Annotated in this window: 16 protein-coding genes; 3 read left to right on the forward strand and 13 right to left on the reverse strand. The window is 44.2% G+C overall.

Translation table 11 applies throughout. The annotated features are described in order from the left end of the window. Positions 1 to 5: 5 nt before the first annotated feature. Positions 6 to 641 carry a lactate utilization protein gene (locus HED67_RS01130; protein WP_221717269.1) on the forward strand — a complete coding sequence of 212 codons (636 nt, stop codon included), beginning with the start codon at positions 6 to 8 and terminating at the stop codon, positions 639 to 641. Further along, positions 631 to 1,434 carry an HAD family hydrolase gene (locus HED67_RS01135; protein WP_221717270.1) on the forward strand — a complete coding sequence of 268 codons (804 nt, stop codon included), beginning with the start codon at positions 631 to 633 and terminating at the stop codon, positions 1,432 to 1,434. The genes HED67_RS01130 and HED67_RS01135 overlap by 11 nt, the downstream gene beginning before the upstream one ends. A gap of 90 nt (positions 1,435 to 1,524) precedes the next feature. Here the strand turns inward: HED67_RS01135 and glyA are convergent, their stop codons facing one another. The 9 genes from glyA to addB all read right to left on the reverse strand — a co-directional run bounded on the left by glyA (position 1,525) and on the right by addB (position 16,330). Next, positions 1,525 to 2,763, reverse strand: a complete 1,239-nt coding sequence (gene glyA, locus HED67_RS01140) for a serine hydroxymethyltransferase (protein WP_178441304.1) — start codon at positions 2,761 to 2,763, stop codon at positions 1,525 to 1,527. A gap of 87 nt (positions 2,764 to 2,850) precedes the next feature. Beyond that, a complete protein-coding gene (aspS, locus tag HED67_RS01145) occupies positions 2,851 to 4,650 on the reverse strand; it encodes an aspartate--tRNA ligase (RefSeq protein ID WP_221717271.1) in 1,800 nt (599 codons plus the stop codon). 34 nt (positions 4,651 to 4,684) lie between these two features. Beyond that, the gene (hisS, locus tag HED67_RS01150; RefSeq protein WP_178439493.1) at positions 4,685 to 5,950 is read right to left on the reverse strand and encodes a histidine--tRNA ligase; all 1,266 of its coding nucleotides are present in this window, start codon (positions 5,948 to 5,950) and stop codon (positions 4,685 to 4,687) included. A 146-nt stretch (positions 5,951 to 6,096) separates the two neighbouring features. Beyond that, positions 6,097 to 7,038, reverse strand: coding sequence for a DUF5688 family protein (locus tag HED67_RS01155; protein WP_178439490.1), 942 nt, complete (start codon positions 7,036 to 7,038; stop codon positions 6,097 to 6,099). Positions 7,039 to 7,261: 223 nt separating this feature from the next. Next, on the reverse strand, positions 7,262 to 8,146 hold the full coding sequence (gene hslO, locus HED67_RS01160) for an Hsp33 family molecular chaperone HslO (RefSeq protein ID WP_221717272.1): 885 nt from the start codon (positions 8,144 to 8,146) through the stop codon (positions 7,262 to 7,264). A 19-nt stretch (positions 8,147 to 8,165) separates the two neighbouring features. Beyond that, positions 8,166 to 8,918 (reverse strand): class I SAM-dependent DNA methyltransferase, encoded by a 753-nt coding sequence (locus tag HED67_RS01165; protein ID WP_221717273.1) that lies wholly within the window; start codon positions 8,916 to 8,918, stop codon positions 8,166 to 8,168. Positions 8,919 to 8,923: 5 nt separating this feature from the next. Beyond that, positions 8,924 to 9,148, reverse strand: a complete 225-nt coding sequence (locus HED67_RS01170; protein WP_178439481.1) for a small, acid-soluble spore protein, alpha/beta type — start codon at positions 9,146 to 9,148, stop codon at positions 8,924 to 8,926. A gap of 91 nt (positions 9,149 to 9,239) precedes the next feature. Next, positions 9,240 to 12,917, reverse strand: a complete 3,678-nt coding sequence (addA, locus tag HED67_RS01175; protein WP_221717274.1) for a helicase-exonuclease AddAB subunit AddA — start codon at positions 12,915 to 12,917, stop codon at positions 9,240 to 9,242. Beyond that, positions 12,914 to 16,330 (reverse strand): helicase-exonuclease AddAB subunit AddB, encoded by a 3,417-nt coding sequence (addB, locus tag HED67_RS01180; protein ID WP_221717275.1) that lies wholly within the window; start codon positions 16,328 to 16,330, stop codon positions 12,914 to 12,916. Before addB ends, addA begins: the two co-directional genes overlap by 4 nt. Before the next feature lie 69 nt (positions 16,331 to 16,399). Here addB and HED67_RS01185 point away from each other — a divergent pair, with 69 nt between their 5' ends. Continuing rightward, positions 16,400 to 16,828 (forward strand): hypothetical protein, encoded by a 429-nt coding sequence (locus HED67_RS01185; protein ID WP_221717276.1) that lies wholly within the window; start codon positions 16,400 to 16,402, stop codon positions 16,826 to 16,828. 24 nt (positions 16,829 to 16,852) lie between these two features. Here the strand turns inward: HED67_RS01185 and HED67_RS01190 are convergent, their stop codons facing one another. The 4 genes from HED67_RS01190 to dapA all read right to left on the reverse strand — a co-directional run bounded on the left by HED67_RS01190 (position 16,853) and on the right by dapA (position 22,758). Then, complete coding sequence (locus HED67_RS01190; RefSeq protein ID WP_221717277.1) at positions 16,853 to 18,769, reverse strand: NAD(+) synthase; 1,917 nt, start codon at positions 18,767 to 18,769, stop codon at positions 16,853 to 16,855. A gap of 19 nt (positions 18,770 to 18,788) precedes the next feature. Then, on the reverse strand, positions 18,789 to 20,765 hold the full coding sequence (locus HED67_RS01195) for a fructose-1,6-bisphosphatase (protein ID WP_215632415.1): 1,977 nt from the start codon (positions 20,763 to 20,765) through the stop codon (positions 18,789 to 18,791). Positions 20,766 to 20,793: 28 nt separating this feature from the next. Further along, on the reverse strand, positions 20,794 to 21,549 hold the full coding sequence (gene dapB / locus HED67_RS01200) for a 4-hydroxy-tetrahydrodipicolinate reductase (protein WP_178439463.1): 756 nt from the start codon (positions 21,547 to 21,549) through the stop codon (positions 20,794 to 20,796). Between the two features lie 315 nt (positions 21,550 to 21,864). Further along, positions 21,865 to 22,758, reverse strand: a complete 894-nt coding sequence (dapA, locus tag HED67_RS01205) for a 4-hydroxy-tetrahydrodipicolinate synthase (RefSeq protein ID WP_221717278.1) — start codon at positions 22,756 to 22,758, stop codon at positions 21,865 to 21,867. Between the last annotated feature and the right edge of the window lie 15 nt (positions 22,759 to 22,773).

Below are 22,773 nucleotides of genomic sequence, written 5' to 3' on the forward strand. Positions count from 1 at the left end.
TTATCATGACACCCAAACAACAATATTATAAAAATCTTGCAGATACTATGATTTCTCATCTCGAAAAACGAGGCTTTGAAGCCAGCTTCGTACCTGACAGACAAGCAGCACTTGAAGCCATCATGCCTTACCTTACCAATGGCAATACTGTCTCCTGCGGTGGTTCCATCACACTTAATGAAATTGGTTTCAATTCCGCTGTGAAGGATGCCAACTGCACTTTTCTGGACAGAACCACAGCCAAAACACCTGAAGAAAAGGATGCCCTTTATTCCAAAGTTGCCGTCTGCGATTACTATTTCATGAGTACCAATGCTATCACAACAGACGGACTTCTAGTGAACATTGATGGAACCGGCAATCGCGTTGCTTCCCTCATCCATGGTCCTAAAAATGTGATCATTATCACAGGTATGAATAAGGTCTGTCCGGATCTGGATTCAGCATATAAACGTGTAAAGCTCTCTGCTGCACCGCCGAATACCGTCCGTCTGGATAAAAAAACACCTTGCGCTGTAACCGGCAAATGTGCTGACTGTCTGAGTCCTGACTGCATATGTACACATACTGTTATCACCCGCCGTTCCAATATTCCGGGAAGAATCAAGATTCTCCTTGTAGGTGAAGAACTTGGATACTAAAATGCAGCCGCAGTTACTTTTCTTTGATATCGACGGAACTTTACTCTCCAATGTTACACACCAAATTCCCGAAAGTGCCCTCAATGCAATTGCTGCTGCCCAAAAGAACGGTCATCTGGCATTTATCAATACAGGGCGAACATTCCGAACCATGCCTGCCTTCCTGAAAGATCTGGGATTTGATGGTTTTCTCTGCGGCTGCGGCACAAGAATTGTCTGCCACGGTGAAACCTTGCTGGCTCATTCTCTTTCCGAAGAGGAACGTAGCCGCATCATTGATCTGATAAAAGAATGGCAGATCGAAGCCTTTCTGGAAGGCTCTGAGGATGTCTACTGTCAACGCAGCGATTATCGGCAGAAAGTCATGAATATCGTCCGCGCATCCTTCAACAAAAAAGGGCTGGGACTTTCTAAATTTATAGAAGACCGTAATTTCGTCTTTGATAAATTTGTCTTTGTCTCCGACAACCCTGCCAATTCAGATGCATTTATCCGACGCATTACATCTTTTATAGATGTTATTGATCGCGGCAAAGGCATGTATGAATGTGTACCGAAAGGTTTTTCTAAAGCTTCCGCCATGCAGCTTCTGTCCGAACATCTGAATATCTCCATGGACAATACATGGGCCTTCGGTGACAGCAGCAATGACTTGCCGATGTTTGAAGTAGCTGCTCACGGCATTGCCATGGGGGATCATTCTTCCGTCCTTGAACCATTTTCAGAAATGATCACAGATACGGTGGACAATGATGGCATCGCCAAAGCACTTTCGCATTTCGGACTGATTTAAATTATCCATAACCCCTTCGATGCACCAAAGGGGCTGATGCGGATAGAAATATCCGCATCAGCCCCTTTTTGACAAATTGAACATCAGATATTATTCATACAGCGGATGTTTATCTGTCAGTGATTTTACAATAGCCATTGCTTTATCTTTGTTTCCGTCGAAATCTTTTAAGGTTAATGCAATCGCTTCTGCAATCTGATCCATATCCTCTGCATCAAAGCCTCTAGTTGTTGCAGCTGGTGTACCAAGTCTTAAACCACTTGTAACAAATGGAGACTGTGGATCATTTGGAATGGTATTCTTATTGCATGTGATATGAACTTCATCAAGCATCTTCTCAGCCTGTTTACCTGTAAGTCCAAGATTCTGAAGATCAACCAGCATCAGATGATTATCTGTACCACCGGATACGATTGTGATACCTCTCTTCATCAGACCATTAGCCAGTGCCTGTGCATTCACAAGAATCTGTTTCTGATAATCCTTGAAATCATCACTGAGTGCTTCTTTTAATGCAACTGCCTTTGCTGCAATCACATGCATCAGAGGGCCGCCCTGTGTACCTGGGAAAATAGCTGAATTCAATTTCTTTGCATATTCCTCTGTACCGCAAAGGATCATACCACCTCTTGGACCACGAAGTGTCTTATGAGTGGTTGTTGTAACAACATGTGCATAAGGGATTGGACTTGGATGAAGACCGGCAGCCACAAGACCGGCGATATGTGCAATATCAACCATCAGGATTGCATTGACCTTATCTGCAATCTCTCTGAATCTCTTGAAATCGATTGTTCTGCAGTATGCACTGGCACCTGCTACAATCAGTTTTGGCTGACATTCAAGGGCAATTCTTTCTACTTCATCATAATCGATAAAACCTTTTTCATTGACACCGTAAGGTACGCAATGGAAATACTTGCCGGAGAAGTTCGCTGAGCTTCCGTGTGACAAATGTCCGCCCTGATCCAGAGCCATACCCATAAATGTATCGCCCGGTTTCAGAAATGCCTGGAAAACTGCCATATTGGCCTGAGCACCTGAATGTGGCTGAACATTCGCATAAGCAGCACCAAATAACTTCTTTGCCCGTTCAATTGCAAGATTTTCTACAATATCCACATACTGACATCCACCATAATATCTCTTGCCCGGATAACCTTCTGCGTATTTATTGGTCAGAGGACTTCCCATTGCTGCCATAACGGCTTTACTTACAAAGTTTTCTGATGCGATCAGCTCGATATTCTGGTTCTGTCTTCCTTTTTCTAACTGGATAGCTTCTGCAATCTCGCTATCTACAGCCTGAATTTCATCAAATGTGTACATTTCGCACTACCTCCTTTGTTGTCTGCGGGAGCGCAATGCACTCCCCCGCTTACCCTTTATGTCATTTATAAAAAATGTAAATAACCTTTATTCTTCTGCCCGCTCAGTCTCATTCACACGGATACCAAGCTCTTCGAGCTGCTTCTCATCAACTGTATCCGGTGCATTTGTCAGAAGGCAGGATGCATCTTTTACCTTAGGAAAGGCGATGACATCTCTGATACTATCCACTTTGGCCATCAGCATAATCAGACGATCAAGACCATAGGCCAGGCCTGCATGAGGCGGAACACCATATTTGAAAGCATCCAGAAGGAAACCAAACTGTTCATGTGCTCTTTCCTTAGTAAAACCAAGGGCTTCAAACATCTTCTCCTGAATATCATCCTGATGGATACGGACGCTGCCGCCGCCGATTTCTGTACCGTTAAGAACAATATCATATGCTTTTGCACGGACACGGCCGGGATCTGTATCGATATACTGAAGATCTTCTTCCATAGGCATTGTAAATGGATGATGCATTGCCTGGAATCTGTTCTCTTCATCAGACCACTCTAATAATGGGAATTCTGTTACCCAGAGGAAGTTATACTGATTCTTGTCAAGCAGTCCCATCTTGTCTGCCAGTTCAAGTCTCAGGGCACCTAAAGATGCATATACAATCTTATTCTTGTCCGCTGCGAATAAAAGAAGGTCTCCCGGTTCACCCTGCATCGCTGAAATCAATGCCTGCATCTCTTCATCTTTCATAAATTTTGCAAATGAAGATTTAATAGAACCATCCGGCTGAATTGCAATATAAGCCAGACCCTTTGCACCGTAATCCTTTACAAAAGCAACCAGTGCATCAATCTTCTTACGTGGCATTGTGCCCTGTCCCTTTGCATTGATACCTCTTACAGAGCCGCCATCTGCGATCGCATTCTTAAATACTGCAAACTCGCAGTCTCTGACAACATCTGTGACATCGTTCAGTTCCATACCGAAACGTGTATCAGGCTTATCTGAACCAAAACGATCCATTGCTTCCTGCCATGTCATTCTCTGGATTGGCAGCGGCACATCCACACCAATAATCTCTTTGAAAAGGCGTGCCAGCAGACGTTCATTGACATCAATAACATCATCAACGTCTACAAATGAAAGTTCCATATCCACCTGTGTAAATTCAGGCTGTCTGTCTGCACGAAGATCTTCATCACGGAAGCATCTTGCTAACTGGAAGTAACGATCATAACCGGATACCATCAGCAGCTGCTTGAATAACTGCGGTGACTGCGGCAATGCATAGAAAGAGCCCGGATGAACACGGCTCGGAACAAGATAATCTCTTGCACCTTCCGGTGTACTCTTTGTCAGCATCGGTGTCTCGATTTCAAGAAAACCTTCTTCTGTCAGGAAGTTTCTGATAACCGCACAAGCTCTGCTTCTCATCATAATATTCTTCTGAATATCCGGTCTTCTTAAGTCAAGATAACGATATTTCAGACGAAGCTCTTCCTTTGTCTTGCTGTTCTCTTCAATATGAAATGGCGGTGTCTCTGATTCAGACAGAATTCTCAGCTGCTCTGCAATAACCTCGATTTCACCTGTCGCAAGGTTCTGATTCACTGCACCGGCACGTTCACAAACCTGTCCTGTAACAGCAATAACAAACTCACTCCTAAGCTTGCCAGCCTTCTCAAAAATCTCCGTACCGCATTTATTCTCTTCAAAGATAATCTGCAAAATACCGGATCTGTCTCTTAAATCGACAAACACAACGCCGCCTTTATTTCTGCTCTTCTGTACCCAGCCCATTACTGTGACTGTCTGTCCAACCTGAGCTTTACTTAATTCTGCACAACGATGGGTACGTTTCATACCGCTCATTGATTCAGCCATATTAAAACTCCTCTCTGTTCTTTTGTACTATTAATTAATCATTATAAACTTTTTCGAATTCTTTGAAGCCTTCTGCTTCCAGTTTTTCAATCTGCTGCTTCATATTCTTGCGCATTGGCTGGATAGTTACAGTTGTTCCTTCTGCACGAAGTGCCTTTGCACGCTTAAAGATTTCAAGTTTTCTGTCAAGGGATACATTCTTGCCAATGAGAATTGCCAGATTCTTCTCTGAAACAGGTGTCACAGTCTCAAGCTTATCCTTCAAAATAGTGATAATACGCTCAAAGCCGATGGAGAACCCGCAGGCACTGACATCCTGTCCGCAGAACTTGCCAATCATCTTGTCATAACGGCCGCCGCCTGCGATAGAAAAATTGTAGCCGTCAATACTGATTTCAAAGATTGTACCTGTATAATAACCCATACCTCGCACAAGTGTCGGATCAAATGTAATCTTAACATGCTCATTGATCATCGCTTTCGCACATGAAATGATATCATCAACTCCATCAACAACCTTTCTGTCCAGATACTCTTCTGCAATATCCTTACAGAAATCACCGCATGTCACATCACCCTGAAGTGACTCATAGATAGACAGGTAACGTGTCACAACCTCTTCTGCATAACCATTCTCTATCAATTCCTTTCGGATACCATCAAGGCCGATCTTGTCATACTTATCAAGAGAGATCAGCACAGAACCGATTGCCTCTTCATCAAATCCTGCCTGCAGCGCTGCTGCACGAAGAATCTGACGATCATTGATATGGATCGTAAAATCTGTGATGCCTACTTCGCTGAAAATCTGAGAAAGCATATCTGAAGTTGCAGCTACAAGCTCGATCTCTGCCAGATTCGTGTCATCACCGAGAATATCAATATCACACTGTGTGAACTGACGGAAACGACCTTTCTGAGGATTATCAGCACGCCATACATTGCCGATCTGCAACGCCTTAAAAGGTGTCGGCAGTTTCTCCTTATTGTTCGCGTAATATCTTGCCAGCGGAACAGTCAGATCATATCTAAGACCATTGTCTGCAAACTCCTGCTTACCGGCCTCGATGGCTCTTGTCAGGTCAGCACCTCTCTTCATCACCTTGAAGATCAGCTTCTCATTGTCACCGCCCTGTTTGGATGTCAGGTTCTCTATATGTTCCATAACTGGAGTTTCAATCTGCATAAAGCCATAGGCCGCATAACTGGTCTTGATCATCTGCAGAATATGTTCTCTGAGACGCATATCTGCAGGAAGCATATCGCACATGCCTTTTACAGGTGTTTTAATAAACTTCATTATATCCTATACACTCCTTCTAATTATTCGATCATAACGTTTATCATCGCATCTGAAAAAACGCCTGTATACATTCTAGCCTATATTGCCACGAACCGCAAGGTCTGATTTTAGAAAGTTACAAGAATAAATTCCAAAAATATCCGTTATGCGGCAATAATCAGCTTATGACTGTCATATAAATAGCGATAAACATGATTTGAAAGAATTTCCTCATCCGAGACAATCTGATGATTTACCGTCTCCACAACTTGCCGCATATCCCAGGCGCTCACATCCTCATCCACAGGAATCAGCAATACTTCATGGATACTGCTTGGCAGTACAAAAATATCTCTTCCCACAGAATCTGCAAAACTTTTGAGACAGTCTGTGTAAAATAAAACCGAAGCCCCATTCAGCCTGATTGCATTGGTCAGCACATACAAAGGCATCTCTCTGGCTCCTTCATTCTCTTCAAGAAATACACCATACTCTTCTGCCATCTGATCATCTGCCATCTCAAAGATCATATCCTGTACCGGCTCTACTACCCCCTCCCACAAACGCTGCATATTCGCCACTGCCAATTTATAAAGATCCGAAGCCGTCACTTTCCATCTTCTCATCAGATCATCCGATATCAGCACCGTTCCGATCTGACTTGACTCCTCCTCAACCAATATCCGAAATGTCAGTGCCAGATCCAGCTTTCGAATAAATGGGCAATGTTCAAGTTTCTGACGATTCTTCTCATAATTCACTACTCTGAGGATAATATGATCGCTGATATTCTCAAAAGCCTCAAACCATTCTCCTGTCACAGGCAGTGTATAGACATTACACTGTCTGCAGATGACGATGATCTGATCAATCAGATCATCCGCTGCTGCACCTCTTAAATACTGCTCATAAATATCCCTCATATAAAAAACAGGTGCTGCGTTCTCTCCTTCTCTCTGGATCGTCATGATTTCAGACATCACACCATTATTCTTTGCAATCTCCGACAGAACAACCTCTGTCTCTCTGTCATCGGCCAGAACAGACTCCACGTTCTCCCGTATATAAGTCACAAACTCCCCATATGATAAAACTGACTGATGCATTATATTCCTCCCCATATGATTGATTTCGTCCCGGCCGTGAACAGTTATGTTTCTATTATAATCACGACAATTCTCCTCATCAATGATGATTCATCGACACTTACCAAAGCCAGCCTGCATCAGTCAAATTAAATCGACAATGGTTGTCTTCTTCCTTTTCAGGCAACACGAAACGAACCGGTACAGTCTTCCTCTGTACCGGTTCGCATCTCTCACTAAAACATTAAGCTCTTACAGCCTTCTTTAATAAATTTTTTAATTCGTCCACATTAAATTCATAATGCTTGCCGCAGAAATGGCAATTCACTTCTATCGGCTTCTGATCATCGATCATGTCCTGGATTTCTTTCTTGCCGATACTGACAATCGCTCTCTCCACACGTTCTCTTGAGCAATCGCAGACATAACCCGTTGGCGTTTCTTCATAAAATTCAATATCAAAACCATCCAAAACGCGGCGGATCATGCCTTCCGGTGTCTCACCCTCCTCAAGCATCGTTGTCACAGAGGGCAGTTTCTTCACATTCTCTTCCAGTTTATCGATCACCGCATCATCTGTAAACGGCATCAACTGAAGGATAAAGCCGCCGGCCTGTTTCACTGTATTATCCCTTTCCATAAGAACTCCCAACGCCACACTGGAATTAATCTGCTCACTGGTCGCATAATAGTAAGTGAGGTCCTCTGCAATCTCGCCTGATACAAGCTGTGTCTGACCAACATATGGCTCTTTCATGCCCATATCTTTGATCACACTTAACACACCGAGATCCAGGGCGCCTCCAACATCCAGCTTGCCCTTGCTGTTCGGAGGCAGCATTACATCCGGATTATTGACATAGCCTTTCACTGTACCGTCTGACTTAGCAGTCACTGTAAGCCCTCCAATCGGACCGCTGCACTGGATCTGAAGTGTCAGAAGATCCTTCTCGCCTTTCATCATACTGCCCATCATAGCACCTGCTGTCAGCAGTCTTCCAAGAGCTGCTGTTGCTACAGGACTTGTATTATGTATCTCTCTTGCTTTTTCTACTAAATCTCTTGTTGATGCTGCAAAAATTCTGACCTGATTGTCAGCTCCTGAAGCATGTACGATATAATCAGTCATTTCTATTCCTCCATCTGTCTTAAACAGTCTTTTTGCCGTGTTCTCTCGCCACAAAATAAACCCTTTCACTATCAGGCTTCGGTTTATTATACGTAAAAGCGTCATAAATTGCAAGTACTTCCATACCCGCTTTCTCAATCAGTGTTTTTACCGTTTCAAGGGAATAGGCCCGCTGATAATGTGTCTCACAGTAACGTCTGAACAGCTCCCCATCTTCCTGAACAAAAATCGTCAGATCATATTCATTGATCATCTCTTCTTCATCGTAAAAATTATCCCATATAAAACTGCATTCTTCACGATCCTCGGCAATAGTCTGCTCTCCCAGTATTTCCTGATATTTGTAAACCGTATTCAGATCGAATACAAAAATACCGCCCGGATCCAGATAATTATTCACCAGAGAAAAAACCTGCAGCAGATCCTCTTCCTTTAAAATATAATTCATACTGTCGCAAACACTGACAGCTGCCCGCATCGTTCCGTAAAGTTCAAATTCACGCATATCCTGCAGTAAATATAAAATATCCGGCGATGATTTTTCCTTTGCAATTGTCAGCATTTCTTCTGACAGATCGATGCCCGTCATGTCATAACCATGGGCATCCAGATATCTTGTCATCGCACCTGTACCGCATCCCATATCCAGCACAAGGCCATCCTCCACACCATATTTTTTCAGCAATGATACCAGATATGCCCCCCATTCATCATAGGGCACATTATCCATGAACGTATCATAAACCTGTGCAAATCCTGTATAAGCTTCCATTTGTTTTATTCCTTTTTCTTTTGACTGTTTTTCTTTTTGATGATGCCTCCGATTCTGCCGGATTCACTGGCTGTCAATGCACCCCAGCCTTCTTCTATAATTCTGTCAAAAAGCCCAAGTTCCTCGGCAATTTCATATTTAACCTGTTCATCCGGCTTCAATTCCCGAATCGGCACCTGTTCACCATTTTTCTTCGTTATTTTTCTATCCAGAAATCTCTCATCACTCATCTGTATCGTCTCCTTTACAGAATCAGAGTATCTCCAAATCTCAGGGACTTATCCCTGAAAAATACTATTCTCCTGAATTATAATCGATTTTTCAAAAATCAATCCATGTCTTTAATGCAAATGAATAAATCAATTTCTGTCTGACCTTTTTCTGAAGAATCTGCTCTAATGCATACTGATAATCATCCAGCTGACGCTGATAACGTTTCTGCAATATTTCAGCACCATTCCGGATTGGAACACGATCCGTCTTATAATCCAGAAGGATCACTGCATCATTTTCTTCAAAGTAGGCATCTATGATTCCCTGTATCAGAACTGTCTCCTCTCCGGCTATCCCCGGGCGAACAACTGAAACCGGAACCCCCATCACAAATTGTGCCTCACGATACAGCTGATGACGCCTGTCTGCCTGTGTCATCCGCCTGCCAAGATCAGAAAATACCATATCAGCCAGATTTTTTACACTAATACTTTTTCTCTGCTCAGCTGCCAGTCGGCCGCTTTTCTCCATTGCAGATAGCTGTGCCCGCAGCCATTTTTCATCTCTCTCATCCGGACACCCTGCAAAATCCAGCAATTCAAGTACACGATGATAGGCTGTTCCCCGAAATGCACCGATATTATCCCCCGGCTGCATTTCCGATTCATCGACGTCTTTCATAAAATCCGGCAATTCTTCATCACCTTCCGGTATCTCCGAATTCTTCTCCAGGTCCGTCAATTCTTCTGCTTCCTGAATTTCTTCCATAGCATATTTTTTTAATTCAGAAACAGAATATTTACCTTTCACGGAAAGCAATTCAAGCTGCGCATACTGCCACTTGACATCCCGCTCAAGTGCCTTTGCCATTGCACTCTCCTGATTCTGACTTACAGAACGTTCAAGCAATTCTTCTTTCTGCCAGCGTTTTTCAATGGTTCTTCCCACTTCACGTCCCGCCAGCTCTCTTATATCAACCATTCTGACGATAAAATCGTCTTCCGCGTCTTTCCTCAATACTGCCGGCATGATCCAGTCCAGATAGGATTTTGCTGATGTCAGCATCCAGTCCGGAAATGCTGCATCAGCACTCTCCCCGCGCCTTCGCCATTCATCCAGCTTTTCCTCTATCTTCTTTGAGCCGTCTGCACCTGTCATGACCAGTTTTTCTTTTGCACGGGTCATGGCCACATACAAAATCCTCTGTTCTTCCGCCAATGTCTCAAGATTCAATCTGGATGAAAGATACTTTTTGTATGCAGAGGCCATTTTCTTTCTGCTCTGAAGATTGACCGCATCTATACCGATCCCGGCCTCTGAATGCAGGATCATTTTGCTGATACTGTCTTTAAAATTAAATTTTTTGCCTAATCCTGACAAGATAACAATCGGATACTCCAGACCTTTGCTCTTATGAATACTCATAATTTGCACGCGGCCTTTGTCACCCTCCGGCATAGCAGCCTCTCCGAAATCAATCTGATTCTTCTTAAGCTGTTCAATATAACGCATAAAATCAAATAAACCGCTGTAGCTGCCGGAAGCATATGTTACTGCCCGCTCCTGCAAAAGATCCAGATTAGCCTTACGGCGCTCTCCTCCCGGCAGGGCCTGTACATAATCATAATACCCTGTTTGATCATAAATATATCGGATCAATTCGTATAATTCCATATAAACAGAAGCTCTACGAATATCCGTCAGCAATGTCAGAAACTTCCGGATTTTGTCATAACCTGCCAACTCCCGACCACATCCGGTACAGGCTTCAAAAAGATGTTCTTCCTGATTTGCAGAACGTACCATGGCCAGTTCTTCTGATGTCATTCCGACAATCGGCGAACACAGGACAGCTGCCAGCGGAATATCCTGTTTTGGATTATCCACCACCGACAGAAACTGAAGCATTGTCTGTATCTCGATCGTATCAAAAAATCCCGCAGACATTTCAGCGCAAGCCGGAATATTCTCGGCTGTCAGTATATCTACAAACTTTTCCGCCCATCCTGTCACCGTTCTAAGCAAAATAACAATATCCTTATATCCGGCCTTTCTGTAGATTCCCAAATCACTGTCATAAATATCAAGACCATGTTCGCTATCCGTCAACTCACGAATTCTGGCAGCAGCAAGCTTTGCTTCCAGAGAAACTGTATCCACCTCCTCTTCCGGATCTGCTTCCTCCGAATCTGCTGTCAGGAAAAGCACTTCCGCAGAGCCGGCAATATTTTTGCCGGGTGCTTCAGGATATTCCATTCCCGGATAAAGTGCTGCATGCTCGTCATAATCAATCCCGCCAAGACTTTTCTTCATGATCCTGCGGAAAATATAATTAATCCCTGACAGAACACTTTCCCTGCTTCTGAAATTCCGTGAAAGATCAATTCGCTGCATGTGTTCATCCTCTGACGCATCTGCATAGCGATGATATTTATCCATAAAAATCGCTGCATCTGCCAGTCTGAACCGATAAATACTCTGCTTAACATCACCGACCATAAAACGGTTGTACTGACCTTTTCGCTCCCTTGACAAAAGACTCAGAATCAGCTCCTGCACCTGATTACTGTCCTGATATTCATCACAGACAACCTCTTCATAAAACTCGCAAAGCTCATCTGCTACTGACGTAGGCGTTACTCTCATCCGGCCGTTTTCATCCTCCGAAAAATCAGCCAGAAGTCTCAGCATATCATGTTCCAAATCTGAAAAATCCAGCATATTTCTATCCGCCTTTGCTGCTTTAAACTGCTGTTCAAAGGCATTCACCAGTTCTGTCAGCATTTTCACAGATGGATAGATATAGGCCATTTCCGCTTCCAATTCTTCCAATGGATGAACAAAATAACCTGTACGCAGATTTTCCACCGCTGTCTTAAAATCAGCATGAATCTCTTTCACCTGCTCTTTGATTTTTGCATCAACTGAAGATGATACCCGAGGCAGCCGCTTCCATGTCACCTGCTGCAGAATTTCTCTGGCTCCGTCATAAGTTTCGGCCTCAGTTAATTGCCCCAGCCACTTCATATCCGCATCAATAACCGGTAAATAGGGTTCCACACCATCCGGTATCAGACACAGCTGTCTGGCCTGTTCCAAAAGAATATCATATTTGGAAAGCATATTTTTTAACTGCAGCATGGAAAATGCCGTTACTGCACAGGCACCATTTTGACTGCTCTCACCGGAATAGGCTGCCAAACACTGCTTCAGCCAATACTCCGGCCATGGAAAACCTCTGGAATAATCATAGAGCTGTATGATCATTTCTGCAATGCCCTGATCGGCCTTACCGCTGGCATAGCGATCCACAAAATCTCGGAATGCACGATTCTCGGAAGCATAATAAGTTTCCATGACATCTTCTGCAACATCCGCCTTCAAAAGCTTCAGCTCCGCCTCATCACCAAGTCTGAAGGAAGGATCAAGTTCCAGCACTTCAAAATGCTCCCGAATTGTTTTCAGACACAGACTGTGAATCGTCGAAATCTGTGCACATGGCAAAAGAAGTTTCTGTCGAATCCACCCGGTGTTTTCAGGCTCCTCCTGCAGTTTTTTATCAAGCCCCTTCCCGATTCGTTCCCTCATCTCAGCGGCGGCTGCATTGGTAAATGTAACCACAAGAAGGCGTTCAATCTCCACCGGATGTTTTTTGTCCGTCAGCTGCTGTATCAGCCTTTCTACCAAAACTGCCGTTTTGCCTGATCCGGCTGCCGCAGAGACAAGCACTGAGCACTCTCGTGCATCGATAACCGCCTGCTGCTTTTCACTCCACTGAAAACTCATTCTCCCGCCTCCTTTCTGATCATCTGCCATATTTCATTCTTTTTCATTTTTCTCAGTCGATGCCAGTCAAACCCTTCAAAAGACGGATCAAATCCACAGATAGCTTTGAAACTGCAGTAATCACAGGCTTTTTTCTGTCCATAACGATATGGATGAACACTGATATCACCTGAAAAAATACGTTTCCCCAACTGTCTTGTTCTTCGTTTCACATGCCATGACAATATTTCAAAATTCTCAGGCGGTGCAGCACTCGACAATGCCGATAAAGAGCCGTCTTTTTTTAATGTCACCGGCAATACTTTCGGCGGCATCTCCGGATGCTGATCCATATGATGAATGATCTCTGTATCATCTACCACAAGACCATCCACCGCCAACTGCTCAAGAATTGCCGTCTCATCATTCTGTTCTCCAACAAAATCTTGAAAATTTCTGGATGCCACCAGAGGATCATCAATGTGATAATAAAGAATACCCGCCGGAATGACAATGCATTTTTGATCTTTTCGCCGCTGTTCCTCACAGGCAGCGTTCATATAGACCATCAACTGAAGCTGAAGGCCATGAAAAACAGATGTCAGATCAAACTTGGTACTGCCGGACTTGTAATCAATAATTTTCAGAAAGACCTTCTCATCCTCTTCACAGAGATCCATTCGGTCGATTTTGCCATTGAGGGTCATCACACCACGATCACCGTAGAAAAGGTGCATATGATGATTCTCAAGTTCTGTTGTGAAACGCACTTCGTAGCCAACAGGCTCAAAATCACCCTTCTTCAGCTGCTGCTGCAGAGCCCATATCGTCCGTTTTGTCATACGCATAATTTTCTCTGTAAGATACTGCGCCCTCATACTGTCCTGCATAACTGAGTGATTATATTCAAGTACAACACTCTCCACGCATTCTTCCACCAGACGATCTCTTGTTTCATCCGGAATCGTACGCCACTGGTAACCGCTTCTTCCTATCCTCAGAGAAAAACGTTCAATTGCCTGATGAAAAATCATACCGATGTCCGGTGCCTGTACCTGATAAATCTTTCTCTCCTTCAGATGAAGCCCGTAAGAAAGAAAATGTGCATAAGCACAGGCTGCATATTTTTCCAGCATCGTGACACCGCCGGTGAGCTGACCGCCGTAAACAGCCTTCACAGCCGCCTGGGATAAAGGATCCCCCGTATAATGATAGAAAGCAGCCTCCACCAGCTGCCGGGTCTTCTCCTTATACTCCGGATTGCTGTAAAACCAGTCATAAACCTCCTGCCAGTTTTCCTGAATCTGTCCGTTTTCACTGATTTCCCGAAGCCCTCGGATCAAGAACTGATAATTATGCCAAAAATCTGTATTCTGTTCCTCATTCATACGAACTCTCTGAAGCTTCATTTGAGGAAAAACATTCTTGATCCGGTTCAATATAGAAGAAGGCCGCTTTTCTTTACCGGAAGCATCCTGCTCTGACCAGGTCAAAATCAACTGTTCCGACGGTTTGGTCATATTCATATAGAGGTAAAACTGTTCCGTACATGTGTTTTCTCTGACACTGGGTGCCAGATGAATATGATGCAATGCCAGCTTTCCCCTCTCAATCTCCGTCAGAAGTCCCCCGCCATTTTCCATAAGCGGTACAAGTCCATCATTCATGCCTACGAAAAACAATACTTTGACGTCTTCCAGTCGTGTACGCCGTATATCACCAAACGTCACCTGATCCAATCCCGGTGGGATGATACCAATTCGAACATCGCTGATCCCTGCTTCAAGCACCTCTGAAAATATCTGTATTGAAAGAGGTTCCTCTCCCAGAATCAGATGCATTCGCTCCAGCAGACCGATGGCAACATCATAAATCTGCTCATATTCCCTGGCCCTTGACAGATCACCTCTGCTTTCAAAAAAGGAAGTCCACGCTTCCAGCTGCCTGCGTATTGACAAATGCTGCATGTAACGATAAAGTGCCCGCATAAAATCAACATTTCTTGCTTCTTTATTCCGGCTCACACTATCCAATTCTTCCATAGGCAAAATCAGACGTTCCCGAATGCCATTAATCCTATCCAGTTCCTCATCTGTCATTCCCTGCATCCTGGCCGTCCAGACTTTCGTCCATTTGGCATGACCGCGTATACCCAGTGCCAGCACATAATTTTCCAGCAGATCAGCCTCTTCTTCTGCAATACCGGATAATCCGCTTCTGATATATCTGAAAACAGCGGCATAGCTGTACTTCTGAACAAAAATACCGCAAAGAGAACGAAGCCATTCGATCATCATATTGCCTGAAATATTGCGTCTGCCATCAAAGAAACACGGAATCTGATACTTATCAAACCAATACTGTGCACTGCCGCGATAAAGATTCATATCACTGGCCACCACTGCAATATCTCTGTAGCGATAATTTTTGACAGATACATATTCATGAATCTTCATGGCTGCATAGCCCATCTCCTCATTAGGCGTCTCTAATCCATAAGCCCGGATATTCTCCGGAACATTCTCCCATGGCACAACTTTCTCCCTGAAAAGATTTTTCTCAAGAGACGCCAGTTCTTCACTGTTTCTGAATCGTCCATTTTGACTCTCCTGTAAAAGAATATCCTTGTCTCTTGATATAAGATTCTCACGACAGATCCGTTCCAGTTGAAAGATCGTATCCTTCGGCAGATAAAATAAATGCTCCACAGAAGAAACCTGATAGGGATTCGCAGCAGCGTCCACATTCAATGTCATCACCACTTTCGGTGCCAACTGCAGAATTCTGGTCATCAGACGATACTGAATCGGTGTAAAGCCTGTAAAATCATCCAGATAAACCGTCACATTCCGAATGACCGCAGATTGTTCGATCACATCACATAAACGATCCGGTACTTCTTCTGTTGTCATATATTTTTCGTGGATTTTCTCCAGAAAAGCTTCATAAATAACCGTAATATCCTGTAATTTGGCATACAAAACAGATTCTGTCCCCATCTCCATGCTTCTCTTTTTGAGCATCTCCGGTGTGACCCCATACTGCAACAGCTCCGACAGCATTGATTTGACCTCGTCTACAAAGCCTCTTTTGCGGATGTTTCCTCTGAAGGCCGAAAGTTCCTCTTCATGTTCTGTCAGAAGCCGCCGTATAATTATGCTCTTGCCTGTATCTTCAAGTATTTCCTTCTGGTTCATTCCCAGTTCTTCAAATATCCTGTAAGCCAGACGTTCAAAACTCAATACATCCACATTCATGACTCCGTGACGGGGATGATGGGTCACAATATTCTTCTGAGCCTGCATGGTATTCTGTTCCGGCACGATCAAAAAAATCTTTTCATCAGGAAACTGCACCGACTGCCTGACGATCATCTGATACAATCTGGTGGATTTGCCGGTACCGCTGCCTCCCAGGATCAATTGTAGTGACATACCTTTCTCCTCTCATATTTCTCATCTATTTTCATATACATATAGTAACATTTTTACGGAGGGATTTCCATGCAAAGTGATACCCGCATTTTTGTTTTCAGACTCCGCCAGCTGCTGACTGCCTTAGCAGTCGCTGTCATTCTTATACTTGCTGCAATTCTGGCTGTTTTTCAATTTATCCCAAGCAAAAAAGATGTGCAAACATCCCCGGCTTCTGCATACACCGCAGGTATTTACACATCTTCAATTACACTTGGCAGTCAATCTGTCGACATACAGGTCGTTGTCGACAAAGATCGGGTCAAATCAGCCTCCATTGTGAATCTGGATGAATCTGTCGCAGCCATGTATCCCCTGCTTGCAACAAGCATGGATAATATATCTGCACAGCTGGCCGCCGGTGTTTCTGTCGAAGACATCAGCTATTCTTCCTCCAGCCGGTACACATCACAGGTTCTTCTGGGTGCCGTTTCCCAAGCCATTAACAAAGCACGCTGAAAGTCTGAATACCGCTTTCATCTGCTATTCAACAATCTCATCCAGTTCCTGCATCCAGAGTGCTGCACAGGCATCACTTGGCATACGCAGATCGCCTCTCGGAGAAACCGCAACAGAACCAACCTTCGGTCCATCCGGCAGACAGGATCGTTTAAACTGCTGCGCAAAGAACCGACGGTAGAAAGTCTTCAGCCATCTTAAGATTGTGGCGGCATCATAAACACCTTCAAAAGCTTGCAGTGCCAGGCGATAAACCTTGGCCGGGTGCCGCCCGAAACGCAGAATATGATACAAGAAGAAATCATGAAGTTCATATGGCCCTACCAAATCTTCTGTCTTCTGGGAAATCTCACCGTCTTCCGGCGGGATCAGTTCAGGGCTCACCGGTGTATCCAAAATATCCAGCAATGTTTCTTTTAAAGTTTGGCTGTCCGCCGTATCCGCACAATATCTCACAAGATGACGCACCAATGTCTTCGGTACAGACGCATTGACACCATACATAGACATATGATCTCCATTATACGTCGCCCATCCAAGGGCAAGCTCTGACATATCACCTGTACCGATCACCATGCCGCCCAAGCGATTGGCAATGTCCATCAATACCTGTGTTCTCTCACGTGCCTGACCATTCTCATAGGTCACATCATGTTTTGACGGATCCTGACCGATATCTGAAAAATGAAGAGTAACAGCCTCCTTAATATCTACTTCCTCAAGGGTTGCTCCCAGTCTGTGGACCAACTCACAGGCATTGTGATAGGTTCTGTCCGTCGTACCAAAGCACGGCATCGTCACAGCCATGATCTGTTTTCTGTCCATATCCAGCATATCAAAAGCACGTACCGTTACAAGCAGTGCCAATGTAGAATCCAGGCCGCCTGAAATACCCACAACAGCATGCCTGCAGTGCGTATGTGCCAGACGCTTCTTAAGACCCATGGCCTGTATTGTCAAAATTTCTTCACATCGCCTTGCACGGTCGGTCTGATCATCCGGTACAAAAGGATGCGGATCGATATATCTGCGAAGTTTGATCGGATGCATCTCAAGATCAAAATCAATGATTCGATAATCCTGACCAAAGTTTGGCTGCCATGTGGTCATTCTACGACGCTCACTGACAAGTTTTGATGTATCCAGATCTGCTGTGATCATCTGATTGTGAAAGCGTTCGGACTCTGCCATAAAACTGCCGTTTTCACAGATTAGATTATGTGCACCGAAAACAAGATCCGTGGAAGATTCCCCTTCACCTGCATCCGCGTAAATATAACCGCAGACAAGTCTTGCTGACTGTCCGCTGACCAGAGACTTACGGTAAATATCTTTGCCAGTTGTCTCATCACTGGCCGACAAATTGGCTATAACAGTGGCACCTGCCAGTGCATGACCGATACTTGGCGGCTGAGCAACCCAGAGATCTTCGCAAATCTCGATACCGAGGGTAAATGCCGGCATCTGACGGCATCTGAATAAAAGCTTTGTTCCGAAAGGATACTTTCTGCCGTTAAATAAAACCTCCGTCTCTATACCTGCACCGCTGTGATAATGGCGGCCTTCATAAAATTCCGAATATGTCGGAAGGTAAGATTTCGGTACAAAGCCGAGAATTTCACCATCATGAAGTACAGCAGCCACATTGTAAAGAACACTGTTTACTGTCAGCGGAAGACCTGCCAATACAACCATATTCCTGTCCCTTGTGGATTCCGTCAATGCCACCAGTGCCTTCTCAGCACCATCCAACAGACTTTCCTGAAGAAAAAGATCACTGCATGTATAGCCTGTCAGGCACAATTCAGGCAGTACAAGCAGGCTCACGCCCTGCTCATAGGCCTCTGACACAAGTGCCGCTGCAGATGCACCGTTAAAACTGCAGTCCGCCACCCGGATATCCGGTGTGGCTGCTGCAACGCGTAAAAATCCGTCAAACATACGAATATTGCCTCCAAATTTATCGTTTTTCTCTGAGAAGACCTCTCCGGTAAGCATCCAATAACTGCTCCAGATCCACAATATCCTTGCGAATCTGCTTACCGATATCTGTATCTGCCACCATTCTTCGCTCATTGACCAGCTGGACAACCGTAATGTTAGAATGGATATCTGTTTCTTCTATAATCGCCTTCTCAAGGCTTTCAAAAGGTTCATGGGTAACCAGGCGGAGTCCATAGGAATTATAGATCAGGGTATAGCCTGCAATACCTGTTGTCTTCTGATAAGCTTTGGAAAATCCGCCATCAATAATCAGAAGCTTGCCATTGCCTTTGATCGGGCTCTCACCTTTCTTGAACTTCACCGGCATATGTCCATTTACAATATGTGACCGCTTCGGATCCATTCCGAATTCTCTGAGGATCATATCGCAGATTTCTTCTTTCTCTATGAGTTTATAATAATAATCCTTGCGTTCCTCTCTCAATGACGGTTCATTGATAAAATAGCGTTCGAAGGTGGCCATCTTCTCTTTGCCGTAAACCGGTGAATCCACATTGGACCAGATAAACCACATAATATCCTGTCCATAAAGACGTTCTTCCGGATCACTGCTCATATAATAGCCTTTTCTGGCACAACTTTCAAGAAAATCATAGAGTGCCTTGCCTGAATACTTCTTGCCCTTCAATGTGACATCTCTGAATGTACCATCTTCATTGAAGGGAACACAGCCGTGATAATACAGATTATCATTGTAGCAGAGATAGAGACTTCCCTGCTTAAAGAAGAACTGAATATGCTTCTGAAGCTTCTCGCATCCCTTAAAGGCTGTTACCAGACGACTCATAATATCTTCCTCTTCCGTTGAAAGCTCATACGGATGTGCAGGGTCAATGGTCGGGAAGTTATGATCCAACAGATCATATTCCTTGCCGTCTATGGTTATACTTCCCTTCTCATAGTTGATCTTATCCAACAAAAGTCTGTCCGCCATATGGAATTCCGGACGACGCATCATCAGCTGACCTTCCAGTTTAAACTGAATAATGGCAATGGCCTTGTGCATCTTAACTTCCACTTCTTCTTCCACCTGGCTGATGCTGTAATCTTCACGCTCCACATGCTTAATGGCAAAAAGAGAGCATGGATCATCCCCGTAAACAGTATTGGCAAAGTTTGCCAAAGGCATCAGATTGATACCATAATCATCTTCCAGCGTGTTCAGGTTGCCATAACGGGCACTGATACGGATCACATTGGCAATGCAGGCCGGATGGCCGCTGGCTGCTCCCATCCAGAGCACATCATGATTGCCCCACTGGATATCAACCGAATGATAGGACATCAGCTTGTCCATGATTGCAGCCGCTCCCGGTCCTCTGTCGAAAACATCACCCACAATATGCAGATGATCCACAACCAGACGCTGAATCAGATTGCACATAGCCACAATAAATTCCTTAGCACGGTTGATGCGGATGATCGTATTGATAATCTCATTATAATAAGCTTCTTTATTCAGAATATCTTCTCGTTCGTAGAGCAATTCTTCAATAATATAAGCGAAATCCTTCGGCAGTGCTTTTCTGACCTTGGAACGGGTATATTTTGACTGGGAACGTTTACACACACGAATCAGTCTGTGAAAAGTCATTCTGTAAAAGTCTTCAATATCATCTTCCTCTTTCTCGATCAGTTCAAGCTTCTTCTCCGGATAATAAATCAACGTTGCAAGCTGTTTCTTATCTTTGATACTGATGCTGTTGCCGAACTCTTCATCAATCTTGGCTCTGACTGCACCTGAACCGTTCTTCAGAACATGAAAAAACTGGTCTGCCTCCCCATGGATATCACTCAATGCATGCTCTGTGCCCTTCGGAAGGTTCATAATGGCAGATAAGTTGATAATCTCCGTTGATGCCGACGCAATCGTCGGATATTTTTCAGATAAAAGTTTCAGATAACGTTTCTGTAAATCCCCCAACTGTTCCATGGCGGCTCCTTTCCCTTTGCGTTTTCGACTAACCAATGACATCACTCATCTGATACATTCCCGGTTTCTGATCCTTTAAAAACCGTGCTGCCTGAATGGCACCTTTTCCAAAAATAGCTTTGGAATAAGCCGTATGCTTAATCTCGATAACTTCATCCTGACCGCAATAGAAAACCTCATGCTCACCGACGATAGTACCGCCTCTGACAGCCTGAATACCGATCTCATTGGCCTCTCTCTTGGCACGTTCTGCCGAACGATCCAGTTTATATGTATACCGGTGATCCATCGCTTCATTGATGGCATCTGCAATGGCCAGTGCTGTGCCGGATGGTGCATCCATTTTCTTGTTATGATGCTTCTCAACGATTTCAATATCATAACCGGCTTCGCCAAGAATCTTGGCTGCTGCAGCTGCCAGTTTGAAAACCGTATTCACACCCAGTGACATATTGGCAGAACGAAGCACCGGAATCTGACTGGATGCAGCCTTTACATCCTCCAGCTGCTTGTCGCTCAATCCAGTTGTACAAAGCACCAGCGGCATCTTACGTTTCAGCGCATACGCCAGAACGCCATCCACAGCCTGTGCCACTGAAAAATCTACAATCACATCTGCATCCACATCACATGCATCGCAGGATGTGAACACCGGATACGGGTTTTCTCTGTTGTCTGCACAGTCAATACCTGCCACGATCTCTGCATCATTGTCTTCTGATGCAAGTTTTGTAATCACCTGTCCCATGGCACCATTGCAGCCATGCATAATCATCTTTACCATCTCTATATCCTCCATTTAATTTGTTCTATTGTGATAAATATCCATTAATAACTGTTCATTGCCTTTCCTGTTACAGTCTTCTAACAATGCACTACTTTCATTTTACCCTACATCGCTTCATAACGCAATTATAGTTAAAGTATTGACATTCTTATTTATTTCCGAATTCCTGTGCAGCCCACGGAACGTATAACAGACGTGAGAGAACAACGGGCATCGGATCCTATCTGTTACAGCGTCTGTAACTAAAAGAAAGACTCTCCCGGATGCGCATTCTGATGCTCATCCGAAAAAGTCTTTATTAAAATCTATTCCTTATTCTGACAGCTTCAGGCCATAAGCCTTCATCGCTGCTGCCAGACGGGCCTTATGTTCCGGTTCGATCTCTGTCAAAGGCATTCTGAGGGGACCCGCTTCCATACCAAGCATGTTCATTGCTGCTTTGACAGGGATTGGATTCACTTCATTGAATAATTCATGCATCAAAGGCAGGGCCTTTAACTGAAGCTCAAGACTTCCCTTCACATCACCTGCCAGATATTTGGCAACGATATCATGGGAATCCTGCGGACAGATGTTGGAAAATACGGAAATAACACCAATACCGCCAAGAGACAGGATTGGAACAACTTCATCATCATTGCCTGAGTATAAATCGATGCATCCTTCTGCCAGCTGCATCAATGTTGCAATCTGTGAGATATTGCCGCTTGCTTCTTTGATACCGACAATATTGTCACAGTTCTTAGCCAGAGTCACTGCTGTCTCAGGTGCGATATTCACGCCTGTACGGCTCTGAACATTGTACAGAATGATCGGAAGATCTGTATGCTTTGCAATCTCTGTATAATGAGCTACAAGACCTTTCTGTGTTGCTTTGTTATAATAAGGGGTAACAAGAAGCACACCATCTGCGCCTGCTTCCTCAGCCTCTCTGGTCAGATAGATTGCTGTCTCAGTACTGTTGGAACCGGTACCTGCAATAACAGGAATTCTGCCGGCTGTACGGTTGATAGCTGTACGAATACATTCAATATGTTCTTCCTCTGACAATGTGGAAGACTCACCTGTTGTACCACATATAACGATACCGTCTGTGCCATTGGCGATCTGATAATCAATGTTCTCCTCAAGTTTCTCAAAATTAACTGAACCATCTGCATGCATTGGTGTGACAATTGCAACACCTGCACCTGTAAAAATTGCCATATCTCTTTCCTCCAA

It is taken from the genome of Pseudocoprococcus catus (assembly GCF_019734885.1).
Taxonomy (GTDB): Bacteria; Bacillota; Clostridia; order Lachnospirales; family Lachnospiraceae; genus Coprococcus_A; species Coprococcus_A catus.